This is a genomic window from Mesorhizobium sp. CNPSo 4688 (assembly GCF_057784295.1).
Genome location: NZ_JBWLUY010000010.1, coordinates 23,978 through 36,087 on the forward strand (window position 1 = coordinate 23,978; position 12,110 = coordinate 36,087).

A 12,110-nucleotide genomic window follows, 5' to 3' on the forward strand; every position below is an offset into this window, starting at 1 on the left:
CCTGCCTGTACCCAACCTTATATAGTCGCGGACTCGTCTGCCCGAAAGTCCCCCGGCAGGACACGCGCAAAGGTCAGCACGTCGACCGCTGCGGCGCCGCCCTTTTTCAATGCCTTGGCGACCGAGCGCACGGTAGCGCCCGTAGTGTAGACATCGTCGATCAACAACACCCGGCGGCCGGCGATCTCGATTTCTGCTTCCGTGGGCACACGGAAGGCGGCGCGCACATTGTCCTCGCGCTCCTGCCGCTCCAGCCCGACCTGCTGGCGCGTGAGCTTGACGCGCAGGATCGCCGAGGGCGAGAAAGACAGCCCGCTGAGCTGCGAAACAGCCCTTGCCAGTTCCGCCGACTGGTTGAACTGCCGCCTGAAAAAGCGACGCCAGTGCAGCGGCACCGGCACGACGACATCGGCGTCCGCGATCAGCTCAGCCCCGGCGCGCAGCATCCAGCGCGCCATCCATGGCGCAAGATCGGTGCGGTCCTGGTATTTCAGCCCTTGCACCATCTGGCGGGCAACCCCCGAATAGGCCACGGCCGCCCGCGCCCGCTCGAAAGGCGGCGGATCGGCGATCGCCTCGGCCGACAGGAAGCCCTCGCCCATGTCGTGGGTGAAGGGCGTACCCATCACCGCGCACCATGGCCGCTCCAGGAGCCTGAGTTTCGGCCAGCAGGCGCCACATAAAACGCCAGGCTGAGAGACATGCCTGCGGCAGCCGGCGCAGACAGGCGGGAACAGCACCCGCGCCGGCCAATCCAACATCGTTTGAGCGAGGCTCTTGATCTCCATCACCGGATCGGCCACGTGGTTTGTCGTCCGCGCCACGATATCACAAGGCGGACAGACAGGGATTGTTTGCCTTGCAGCCCATCATCGATACAGAGCTCTGGCTGGCACACAAGCGCCGGGCATTGGGCCATCCCGTCGCCGGCGCCGATTTTCTGATGCGGCGGGCAGCGGAAGATCTCGCTGACCGGCTCGGCGCGGTCGAACGCCGGTTCGGCAAGGCCGCCGTGCTGTTTTGCCAGACGCCGGCCGCGACGGATGTGGTTGCTGCAAGCGGCAAGGCAGCAGAGATTGTGCGCGTCGAGGCCGACGCAGCGTTTCTGGACGGCCGGCCAGGGCTGGTGGCACCGCTGGAGACCGTGCCGTTCCAGCCCGAAAGCCTCGACCTCGCCGTCTCACTTCTGTCTTTGCAGGCGATGAACGACATTCCCGGCATGCTGGTGCAGATCCGCCGTGCTTTGCGGCCCGACGGGCTTTTCCTCGGCGCCTTCGCCGGCGCCGACACACTTTCCGAACTGCGCGAAAGCCTGCTCGCCGCCGAGACCGAGCTTTATGGCGGCGCCAGCCCGCGTGTCATCCCCTTCACCGATGTCCGCGACGCCGGCGCACTGCTGCAGCGCGCTGGCCTTGCACTGCCGGTGGCCGACGTCGAAACGGTGACCGTGCGCTACGACACGCTGTTCGACCTCACCGCCGATCTCAGGGCGATGGGCGAAACCAGCGCGCTGACCGATCGCAGCCGGCGGCCGGGTGCACGAAAACTGTTTGCCCGTGCAGCTGAAATCTATGCCGAACGTTTTTCGGACGCCGACGGCCGGATCAGGGCAAGTTTCTCTGTTGTCTGGCTGTCGGGCTGGGCACCCGATGCCTCGCAGCAAAAGCCTTTGAAACCGGGCTCCGCGAAGGTCTCGCTGAAGACCATACTGGAAGATCCCGGCGGGCGGTGACGCCGCTCCGGATCAGTGCTCGGCGAAGGCGTTGGCTAGCTTGCTGTTGGTGTCGCTGAACAGAAACTGGATCGCATTGCTGACCTTGCCGATGCCGCCGACGATGGCAAGCGACAGCACTGCGACAATCAGGCCATATTCAATGGCCGTAGCGCCTGTTTCGTCTTCCAAAAATCGTTGCAACAATGTCTTCATGATCGTCGATCCCTCTTGCCACGACCATACCGCCGACCTGTTAAGAAAGGTTAACGGCACAAGCTTAACAGGCAGTGAAACGGGGCCTGCGTTAAGGAAATCAATAAGCTTTTGTTGACCTTCTTCTTCAGCAGTCACCGCTGCGCCGGCCATCGGCACGGATGACGCAGACCGAACTGGGTGAGGGCTGCAGCACACTTCTGCGCAGTGTATAGGTGGCGCGCGAGCCGACCGAACCGGTGCTCATCGTGTCTAGGCCGGTTGTAAGGGTATCGCGGCTGGACGATCGCGTCTGTTTGTCGAGGACGGGGACCGCAATCAGGGCCAGCGCCACCGCGGCCGAGCCGAACAGCAGCGTGATGCGCAATATGCTCATACCGGCATTGGCGGCGCGAAAGCTGCGATCCGGCCGGATCGAGTCCCATTCCCTGTCGAGGCTCATGCAATCGCTCCCGGCGAATCCGCTTTACCGCAATTTTTCACGACGAGATAAATCTTCGATTAACGCTGGCTAAATCAGGCCGGCGAAAATGGCTTCTGCTCACAACAGGTCGATGAGGAACTGGATCAGCGGGGCGTCGGCCGGCGGCATCGGATAGTCGCGCATTTGCTTTGGCCGCACCCATTTCAACGCCTGCCCCTCGTTCGGCTGCGCGATGCCGCGAAAGCGACGGCAGACGAAGAGCGGCATCAAGAGATGGAAATCATCGTAGGAATGGCTGGCGAAGGTGAGCGGCGCCAGGCAGGGTAGGTCGGTCTCGATGCCGATCTCTTCCTGCAGCTCGCGGATCAGGCATTGTTCCGGCGTCTCGCCGGGCTCGACCTTGCCGCCGGGAAACTCCCACAGGCCGGCAAGCTGCTTGCCCTCGGGCCGCTGCGCCAGGAGCACGCGGCCATCGGTATCGACCAGCGCGCAGGCGGCGACCAGGAGCAGGCGTTTGCCTTTGGCAATCTCGCTCATGCGCCTGGCGGCCGGCGATAGTGGTAGCGATAGACTTCCTCGAAGCCGAGCGAGCGATAGAGCGCCAGCGCCGGCGCATTGCCGGCCTCGACCTGCAGCCAGGCTTCCCGCGCCCCGCGCAGCCTGGCCCATTTCAGCGCCGACAGGATCAGGTTGCGGCCGTGACCCTTGTTGCGTGCCGATTTGTCGGTGGCGATCTCGAACAAGCCGGCGAGATCGCCGTCATGGACGCAGATCAGCACCGCCAGCGGGTCGGTCCCTTCCTCGAGCGCAAACAGCCCGACCTCCGGCTGGATGGCGCCGATGATTTCCGAAAGCCCCGGCCGCAGCGATGGATCCGAGCCGCTGACTTTGAGCGACGCACCAAGAAAGCGGCTGATGTCCTTCAGCGGAATCTGATCCATGGCCGGCGCCAGCTGCGCATCCGCCAGCGGCAGCCGCATCACCAGCGATTCGTCGAATGTGCTCCAGCCCTCATTGTCGAGATGCCTGGCCAGGTCCGGCCCCGACAGCGGTGAGATGCGGAAGGTCAAAGGCCTGCCATAGGCGTCGAAGCGCCGGCTGGCGCGGCCGATGCGCTCGGCAATGTGCTGGGTGTCGCCGGGATCGAGCGGGTTGACCGAGTTCAGGCGCTTGGCCGGATGGCCGGCCGTCAGCCGCACCACCCAGGTGCCGTCATAGTGGACAGCCGCCGCCGGCCAGGCGCGAAAACCCGCAGCCTCGTAGCGGCGCACGATGGCGAGCATGCTTGCCGGATGCCTGGAAGCCAACTCCATCAGCTCCGGTAATCGCCATTGATGGCGACATATTCCTTGGTGAGGTCGCAGGTCCACACCGTCGCCTTGCCGCGGCCGATGCCGATATCGGCGCGGATGCGGATGTCGTCGCGCTTCATATAGGCCGAGGTCGCTTCCTCGGAGTAGCCTGGATCGCGTTCGCCTTCATGCGCCAGACGGTTGTCGCCGAACCAGATCGACAGAAGGTCGCGGTCGGCCGGTTCGCCGGCCTTGCCGACGGCCATGACGACGCGGCCCCAATTGGCGTCCTCGCCGGCAACCGCCGTCTTGACCAGTGGCGAATTGGCGATCGACAGTGCGATGCGCTTGGCCGAGCGCGCCGATTTCGCGCCGGTAACGGTGACTTCAACCTGCTTGCGGGCGCCCTCGCCGTCGCGCACCACTTGCAGCGCCAGCGATTTCAGCACCTTGCCAAGTGCGCGGCGGAAGGCGCCGAGGCGGGCGTCCTTGGGATCGCTGATGGCAGGCGCACCACGCCTGGCCGCGGCGCCGGTGGCGAACAACAGCAGCGTGTCGCTGGTCGAGGTGTCGCTGTCGACGGTGACCGCATTGAAGGTCTTGGCCGTGCCGCGCGACAATAAATCCTGCAGCACCGGGGCGGCGATCGGCGCGTCGGTGGCGATGAAGGACAGCATCGTCGCCATGTCAGGCGCGATCATGCCGGCGCCCTTGGATATGCCGTTGATGATGACGTCGGCGTCGCCGAGCTTGACCGTCGCGGTCGCCACTTTCGGATAGGTGTCTGTGGTCATGATGGCCTTGGCCGCTTCGGTCCAAAGGTCCGGCTTGCTGTCCTTGACCAGTCCGGCCAGCAGATGGCTGAATTTGCTGGTGTCGAGCGGCTCGCCGATCACCCCGGTGGAGGCGAGGAACACCTCGCCTGGCGTGCAGCCTGCAGCCTTGGCCGCCGCCTCGCCGGTCAGTTGCGTCGAGGCGCGGCCCTTCTTGCCGGTGAAGGCGTTGGCGTTGCCGGAGTTGACGACCAGCACCCGCGCCTTGCCGGCGCCAAGGTTCTGCCGGCAGAAATCGACCGGCGCCGAGGGGCATTTCGATTTCGTGAACACGCCGGCGACAGCGGTGCCGGCATCGAAGACCATGGCCAGCAAATCGGTGCGGTTCTTGTATTTGATCCCGGCCTCGGCGGTGGCGATGCGCACGCCCTCAATGGCGGGCATTTTGGGATATTTCTTCGGCGCGAGCGGCGAAATCGTTGCGGACATTGGAGACCTCGGGCGACGGAAAAACGCTGGGGAAGGCCGGTTTGCCCGATACCACGGCCCGGCGCAAGGGCGTTTTCTTGGCCGCCGGTGCCGGCAAACCACCTTGGATTAAGCTCGCATTTCAAATCCGTTGGCGCCACCGGGGCCTCTGGCGTTATGATATCGGCCATGGGCAGGCTGGCTATCTTGGCAGTGGCGTTTATGGGGCTTTTGCTCCTGAGCGCCGATGCGCAGCCGGGACGGCGCGTGGCGCTGGTCGTCGGCAACGGCACCTATGCCCAGGCCGGCACGCTCACCAATCCGGTCAATGATGCGCTCGACATTGCCGGCAAGCTGCGCTCGATCGGCTTCGACGTCATCGAGGGCAACGATCTCGGCAAGCGTGAGCTCGAGCGCAAGATCGGCGAATTTTCCGATGCGCTGCAAGGTGCGGGCGTCGGGCTGTTCTATTATGCCGGCCATGGCCTGCAGGTCGAAGGGCGCAACTACATCGTGCCGGTCGACGCCCGGCTCGACATGCCGGTCAAGCTGCAACTTGAAGCCGTGCCGATCGACGAAGTCCTCGACATCATGGAACAGCAGACCAAGGTCAGCCTGGTGTTCCTCGATGCCTGCCGTAACAATCCCTTTGCCCGCAGTCTGAGCCGCACTGCCACCACCCGCTCGGCGACGGCGCTTGCCGGCCTGGCGCAGTTCGATTCGACGCGCGGCTCCTTCATCGCCTTTTCGACGGCGCCGGGTGCTGTCGCCATGGACGGAACGGGGCGCAATTCGCCGTTTGCCGCCGCATTGCTGCGGCACATGGCCGAACCCGGCCAGAGCATCAATGACATGATGATCGCGGTGCGCCGCGACGTGGTTTCCGAAACCCGCGAGGGACAGCGCCCCTGGGAACAGGGTTCGCTGCTCGAGCGGTTTGAGTTCGTGCCTGGCGGTGAAACGGTCGCGCAGCCGAAGCCCGCCGCCGCTCCGGCGCCCGAGACAAAGGTCGCGGCACTCGAACGCTCCGTCGGCGACGACAAGACCGCCATCGAGAAATTCCTGCGCGATGACTATCTCGCCCCCGATGCCGCGGCGATCGGCGAGACCGTCAAGCGGCTCTACGCCCCTTCCGCCACCATCTTCGGTACGCGCTATGACAGCGGTGCCGTTGTCAAGCTCAAGACCGACTGGTTCGCGCAATTTGCCTCCTGGTCGTTCAGTCTCGAGCCGAGCAGCCTCGAAGTGACGCCGCAAGGCGACGACCGCGCCGAGGCCGTGTTCGCAATGAGCTATGACTATGTGTCGAAAGACAAATCGGCGGCACGCATGACCGGCAAGGCACGAGTCACCCTTGGGCTGGTGAAGAGCGACGGCCAATGGCGGATCGCCTCGGAAACCTCGCAAGCGATGAACTGATCGCTGCCGAGGGCGAGCCTCAGGTGTGCGCCGCCCTGCCCCCAAAGCATATCTGCTGCGCTGCGATTCCCGACTTTCACAATATCGCTTGAAACGGGCCGTTTCGTTTGACTGTCGGCTCACCTATATTGCCGGCGAAAGTGTTGGCGAGGACAGACATGGGCGAGGATCCGGCGCGCAGATCGATCGGGGCGCGGCGCAATCCCGACAGCGCCGAGGCTATTCTCGAGGCCGCGGAGGCAGTGCTGGTCGAGGCCGGCTATGCCGGCTTTTCCATCGAAGCCGTCGCGCGCCGTGCACGCGCCGGCAAGCCCACGATCTATCGCTGGTGGCCGAGCAAGGCCGCCTTGCTGCTGGAGGTCTACAAGCGGCAAAAGCGCGTCGCCGTCCCCGATACCGGCAATCTCGAGGACGATCTCGTCGGTTTCCTTCAAAACCTCTTCTCGCACTGGCGCGATACATCCTCGGGCAGCGTGTTCCGCTCGCTCATCGCCGAAGCCCAATCGGATGAAGCGGCGGCCGTTGCCCTGACTGGCTATGCCGATGGACGTCGGTCCCACACCGCCCGGGTCATCGAGCGCGCCAAGGCGCGAGGCGAGGTTGCCGCCGATATCGATGCGGCGCTGGTCGCCGACCTCGTGGCTTCCTATGCCTGGAAACACCTTTTGACCAACCGTCTCGACGAAGAGGAGGTTACAATCCGCGCCACCGTCCGCTATGTGATATCAGGCATCTCTCGCTAATCGCCGACAACCGCCGGGGGCGACTTGACCAAAAACGCCTTACCGGTTCTGCCCGTCAGCCTGATCGTCGTTTCCGACTATCTGACGCCGGATGGCGACGAGGAACTGCGCCGGGCAGTGCGCGCCTATGCGCAGGATGCACGCGGCGTTCCGGCTGAAATCATCCTCATGCTGCCCGAGGGCCATACCGCCGAGATTGCAGCCGAGTTTGACGGGAAACCGGCCTTTTCCTGCCCTTCGGTGATCGTCGCGACGCATGACAGCGACGAGTCCTCGCAACTGAAGGACGCAGCACTAGCCTATTGCCGCCATGACCTCGTTGCCGTGGTCGAGGCCGATTGCCTGACGCGGCCCGGATGGCTGGCGATCCTTTACGAAGCTGTGGTGAAAAACCCGAAGATCGATGCGATTTCCGGCCGCACCACTTACGGTAAGGACACCATGATGATGCGGGTGATGTCGCTGCTCGACCGCGGCTTCATCGAACGCCGCAACCGCAACGGCCAGATCATCCATGTCAGCAACAATGGCGCTCTGTACCGGCGTCCGGTTCTCGAACGCTACCGCTTCGAGGCCGACCACGGACCTTTCGTCTCCTCGCATCTGCGGCAGCACGCGATGCTGAGGGATGGCGTGGCCATGGAGGTGGCCACAGAGGCAGTCTCGATCCACGCCTATGAGGGCCTGGGCTTCATCTGGGATGTCAGGCGCAACAAGGGCTACCAGTACGCGCGCATGGATCTGCTGACGAAGGGCCGGCGTTCGAGGCCGGGTCTCGCCTGGCGGGCGGTAAAAACGTCCTTCAAGGAAAACCGCCAGACGGCGCAGGCCGTCGGCACGGCGTTTTGCCGCTGGACGGACTGGCCGCTGTTCTGGGCGATGATGCTTCTGCTGCGTATCCCCGAATTCAGCGGCGCCCTTGCCGCCGGCGATCCGGCGGCGTTCAAGGCGTCCACCCACTATCGCTGACTTTCCGCCAACTAGGGCTCGAAACGAAAAGGGCGCCAAACGGCGCCCTTTTGCATGCTTTTCGATGCTGGCCTTATTCGATGCTGACTTACTTGCCAGCTTCCATCGTGTCGACGGCCTTCTTCAGGTTCGCGTCGGGGATTTCGACCTTCGCGGCGCCGCGCAGCTGCTTGACCAGCGCGAAATACTTGTCGCGGATCACCGCCTGCTTGGCCTGGTCCTTGACGTCGTCGAACGCCGGCGGCTGTTTGGTGCGCTTGTCCTCGAGCTTGATGACGTGCCAGCCGAACTGCGACTGCACCGGCTCCTTGGTGTATTTGCCAACGTCGAGCGCGAATGCCGCCTTGTCGAATTCCGGCACCATCTGGCCCGGGCCGAACCAGCCGAGATCGCCGCCATTGGTCTTGCCCGAGGGATCGCTGGTGTGCTCGTTGGCGAGCTTCTGGAAATCGGCGCCGCCGTCGAGCTGCTTGATGATCGCCTCGGCTTCTTCCTTAGTCTTCACGAGGATGTGACGGGCATGAACCTCATTGACCGGCGGCGTGCTGGCGATTTCCTGGTCGTAGCGGGCACGCACCTCGGCGTCGGTAACCTTGTCGACGACGCCCTTTTCGACCATCTCGCCATGCAGCGCGCGCTGCTGCAGGAACGCCATGCGGCGCTGGAATTCGGGATCCTTGTCGAGCCCGGTGGTGACTGCCTGGGCGGCCATGACGCGGATCTCGATGGCCGCGGAAAGGGCGGCGGCACGGCGCTGCTCGGGCGGCAACTGCGCGAACTGCTGCGACAGCTCACCCTCGGCAAGCCCAAGGTCCGCCTCGGTCAGCTTCTCGCCATTGACGGTGGCGACGACCGCATTGGGATCGACGGGTGCGGCGGCGGGCGCTGCAGCATCGGCCGGGGCGGGAGCGGCTTCCTGGGCCATGACAGGCGACAGCGAAAGAGCCGACAGGCCGAAGACCAGGCCAAGGCTGGCGAGCGACGCACGGCGAAACAGTAAGGACATCAGGATTAACTCCAAGGGGGGATTGGTCGGGCTTGCAGATCAGCCGGATTGTGGCGGAATTTGGCGCTGCCCATAGGGCTAACGCGGCGTTGACATCAGTTGAGCCCCCTCTTATCTGTCCAACGACTTTGCGTCCAGAACCGTTTTCCGGGCGCTTTTTGCGTTTGTCTGCGTTTCACGCGGAATTGATGGGGCCGGCCGGCGCTCGTCTCAAGATTGAGAATTCTATCGAAAGGACCATTGGATGGTCAGTCTCGGCGGTCTCGCCCGTAAGGTTTTCGGCTCCTCCAACGATCGCCGCGTCAAGGCGACCCGGCCGCGTGTCGAGGCGATCAACGCCATGGAAAACGAGATGCGGGCGTTGTCTGACGCCGAACTTCAGGCGCGCACGGAAAAATTCCGCCAGGATATCGCCAACGGCGCCACGCTGGATGACCTGCTGATACCGGCCTTCGCCACCGCCCGTGAGGCGGCGCGCCGCGTGCTCGGCATGCGCCCCTTCGATGTGCAGCTGATCGGCGGCATGGTGCTGCACAATGGCGGCATCGCCGAAATGCGCACCGGCGAGGGCAAGACGCTGGTCGCCACCCTGCCCGTCTATCTTAACGCGCTGGCCGGCAAGGGCGTCCACGTCGTCACCGTCAACGACTACCTCGCCACGCGCGACTCCGAATGGATGGGCCGCGTCTACAAATTCCTCGGCCTCTCGGTCGGCGTCATCGTCCACGGTCTCTCCGACGAGGAGCGCCGCGTCGCTTACGCCGCCGATGTCACCTATGCCACCAACAACGAGCTTGGCTTCGACTATCTGCGCGACAACATGAAATATGAGCGCGCCCAGATGGTGCAGCGCGGCCACAATTACGCGATCGTCGACGAAGTCGATTCCATCCTGGTCGACGAGGCGCGCACGCCACTGATCATTTCCGGTCCGCTCGAGGACCGTTCGGAAATGTACAACACCATTGACGCCTTCATGCTGCAGCTCGGCCCGGCCGACTACGAGATCGACGAGAAGCAGAAGACCTCGATCTTCACCGAGGAAGGCACCGAGAAGCTGGAAAACCTGCTGCGCGCGGCCGGCCTGCTCAAGGGTGAGTCGCTTTATGACGTCGAGAACGTCGCCATCGTTCACCACGTCAACAACGCGCTGAAGGCGCACCGGCTGTTCCAGAAGGACAAGGACTACATCGTCCGCAACGGCGAGATCGTCATCATCGACGAGTTCACCGGCCGCATGATGCCGGGACGCCGCTATTCGGAGGGCCTGCACCAGGCGCTCGAAGCCAAGGAGCATGTGGCGATCCAGCCGGAAAACCAGACGCTGGCCTCCGTTACCTTCCAGAACTATTTCCGCCTCTACAAGAAGCTGTCCGGCATGACCGGCACGGCGCTGACCGAGGCCGAGGAGTTCGGCAACATTTACGGCCTCGAAGTCACCGAGATCCCGACCAATCTGCCGGTTATCCGCAAGGATGAGGACGACGAGGTCTACCGGACGGTCGAGGAGAAGTACAAGGCGATCGTCAAGGAGATCAAGGAAGCGCGCGCCAAGGGCCAGCCGACGCTGGTCGGCACCACCTCCATTGAAAAATCCGAGCAGCTGGCCGAGCGCCTGCGCAAGGAAGGGTTCAAGGATTTCGAGGTGCTGAACGCCCGCCATCACGAGCGCGAGGCGGCCATCGTCGCCCAGGCCGGCAAGCCCGGCGCCATCACCATCGCCACCAACATGGCCGGACGCGGCACCGACATCAAGCTCGGCGGCAACGCCGAGATGCGCATCGAGGACGAACTGGGCGACATGCCTGCGGGCCCCGAGCGCGAGGCGCGCGAAAAGGAAATCATTGCCGATGTCGAGCGCCTGAAGGACAAGGCGCTGGCCGCTGGCGGCCTCTATGTGCTCGCCACCGAGCGCCATGAGTCGCGCCGCATCGACAACCAGCTCCGCGGCCGCTCCGGCCGCCAGGGCGACCCCGGCCGTTCGAAATTCTTCCTGTCGCTGCAGGACGATCTGATGCGCATCTTCGGTTCCGAGCGCATGGACGGGATGCTGCAGAAGCTCGGCCTCAAGGAAGACGAGGCGATCATCCATCCGTGGATCAACAAGGCGCTGGAAAAGGCGCAGAAGAAGGTCGAGGCGCGCAACTTCGACATCCGCAAGAACCTGTTGAAATATGACGACGTCTCGAACGACCAGCGCAAGGTGGTGTTCGAGCAGCGCATCGAATTGATGGACGGCGAAGGCCTGTCGGAGACGATCGCCGAGATGCGCGAAGGCGTCATCGAGGAGATCGTCACCAAGAACATCCCTGAAAACGCCTACGCCGAGCAGTGGAACGTCGCCGGCCTCAAGGCCGAAGTCGCCGAATTCCTCAATCTCGATCTGCCGGTCGAGGACTGGGTCAAGGAAGAAGGCATTGCCGAGGATGACATCCGCGAGCGCCTGACCGAGGCCGCCGACGCCGCCGCCAAGGAGCGCGCCGAGCGTTTCGGCCCCGACGTGATGAGCTATGTCGAACGTTCGGTGGTGCTGCAGACGCTCGACCATCTGTGGCGCGAGCACATCGTCAACCTCGACCATCTGCGTTCGGTCGTCGGCTTCCGCGGCTACGCCCAGCGCGATCCGCTGCAGGAATACAAGAGCGAGGCGTTCGAGCTGTTCCAGGCACTGCTCGGCAATCTGCGCCAGGCCGTCACCGCGCAATTGATGCGCGTCGAACTGGTTCGCCAGGCCGCCGAAGCGCCGCCGCCCGAAGCGCCCGACATGTTCGGCAGCCACATTGACGGCACCACTGGCGAGGACGACTTCCAGGGCGGCGAGACCGCACTTCTGGTCCGCCAGGAGAGCAACGCCATCGTCGCTCCCGAAGACCGCGATCCGAACAACCAGGCGACCTGGGGCAAGGTCGGCCGCAACGAAGCCTGCCCCTGCGGCTCCGGCAAGAAATACAAGCACTGCCACGGCGCGTTTGCCTGATCCCTCTTCCTTCTCCCCGTTCACGGGGGTGAGGCGTGGGCCGCGCAGCGGACGAAAAGCCAATTGCTTGGCTTTTCAAACGACGACCGCCCGGAGCGATAGCGAAGGGCCA

12 protein-coding genes are annotated in these 12,110 nt (G+C 64.1%); 5 read left to right on the forward strand and 7 right to left on the reverse strand.

All coding sequences use genetic code 11. The features are described 5' to 3' along the window. Positions 1-17: 17 nt before the first annotated feature. Entirely contained in the window at positions 18-803 is a 786-nt protein-coding gene (locus tag AC04SH_RS19790; RefSeq protein ID WP_488576529.1) for a ComF family protein, read from the reverse strand. A 56-nt stretch (positions 804-859) separates the two neighbouring features. Here AC04SH_RS19790 and AC04SH_RS19795 point away from each other — a divergent pair, with 56 nt between their 5' ends. Further along, the gene (locus AC04SH_RS19795; protein WP_488576318.1) at positions 860-1,732 is read left to right on the forward strand and encodes a class I SAM-dependent methyltransferase; all 873 of its coding nucleotides are present in this window, start codon (positions 860-862) and stop codon (positions 1,730-1,732) included. 12 nt (positions 1,733-1,744) lie between these two features. Here the strand turns inward: AC04SH_RS19795 and AC04SH_RS19800 are convergent, their stop codons facing one another. The 5 genes from AC04SH_RS19800 to argJ all read right to left on the reverse strand — a co-directional run bounded on the left by AC04SH_RS19800 (position 1,745) and on the right by argJ (position 4,905). Further along, complete coding sequence (locus AC04SH_RS19800; protein WP_112562283.1) at positions 1,745-1,927, reverse strand: Flp family type IVb pilin; 183 nt, start codon at positions 1,925-1,927, stop codon at positions 1,745-1,747. Between the two features lie 127 nt (positions 1,928-2,054). Then, positions 2,055-2,369: a hypothetical protein gene (locus tag AC04SH_RS19805; protein ID WP_488576319.1), complete on the reverse strand. Its 315-nt coding sequence runs from the start codon at positions 2,367-2,369 to the stop codon at positions 2,055-2,057. A 99-nt stretch (positions 2,370-2,468) separates the two neighbouring features. Next, on the reverse strand, positions 2,469-2,888 hold the full coding sequence (gene mutT, locus AC04SH_RS19810; protein ID WP_488576320.1) for an 8-oxo-dGTP diphosphatase MutT: 420 nt from the start codon (positions 2,886-2,888) through the stop codon (positions 2,469-2,471). After that, a complete protein-coding gene (locus AC04SH_RS19815; RefSeq protein WP_477236150.1) occupies positions 2,885-3,634 on the reverse strand; it encodes a GNAT family N-acetyltransferase in 750 nt (249 codons plus the stop codon). Before AC04SH_RS19815 ends, mutT begins: the two co-directional genes overlap by 4 nt. A 29-nt stretch (positions 3,635-3,663) precedes the next feature. Then, positions 3,664-4,905, reverse strand: a complete 1,242-nt coding sequence (gene argJ, locus AC04SH_RS19820) for a bifunctional glutamate N-acetyltransferase/amino-acid acetyltransferase ArgJ (protein ID WP_488576321.1) — start codon at positions 4,903-4,905, stop codon at positions 3,664-3,666. A 168-nt stretch (positions 4,906-5,073) separates the two neighbouring features. On the opposite strand from argJ, the gene AC04SH_RS19825 reads away from it, so the two are divergent. The 3 genes from AC04SH_RS19825 to AC04SH_RS19835 all read left to right on the forward strand — a co-directional run bounded on the left by AC04SH_RS19825 (position 5,074) and on the right by AC04SH_RS19835 (position 8,015). Next, positions 5,074-6,303 (forward strand): caspase family protein, encoded by a 1,230-nt coding sequence (locus tag AC04SH_RS19825; protein ID WP_488576322.1) that lies wholly within the window; start codon positions 5,074-5,076, stop codon positions 6,301-6,303. 158 nt (positions 6,304-6,461) lie between these two features. Next, a complete protein-coding gene (locus AC04SH_RS19830; protein ID WP_488576530.1) occupies positions 6,462-7,046 on the forward strand; it encodes a TetR/AcrR family transcriptional regulator in 585 nt (194 codons plus the stop codon). Positions 7,047-7,070: 24 nt separating this feature from the next. Then, complete coding sequence (locus tag AC04SH_RS19835) at positions 7,071-8,015, forward strand: glycosyltransferase (protein WP_488576323.1); 945 nt, start codon at positions 7,071-7,073, stop codon at positions 8,013-8,015. Between the two features lie 88 nt (positions 8,016-8,103). Here AC04SH_RS19835 and AC04SH_RS19840 read toward each other — a convergent pair whose 3' ends face one another. Next, positions 8,104-9,021 carry a peptidylprolyl isomerase gene (locus AC04SH_RS19840; RefSeq protein ID WP_112562277.1) on the reverse strand — a complete coding sequence of 306 codons (918 nt, stop codon included), beginning with the start codon at positions 9,019-9,021 and terminating at the stop codon, positions 8,104-8,106. Positions 9,022-9,265: 244 nt separating this feature from the next. Between AC04SH_RS19840 and secA the strand changes: the two genes are divergently transcribed. Then, positions 9,266-11,998 (forward strand): preprotein translocase subunit SecA, encoded by a 2,733-nt coding sequence (gene secA / locus AC04SH_RS19845; RefSeq protein ID WP_477236083.1) that lies wholly within the window; start codon positions 9,266-9,268, stop codon positions 11,996-11,998. Positions 11,999-12,110 lie beyond the last annotated feature (112 nt).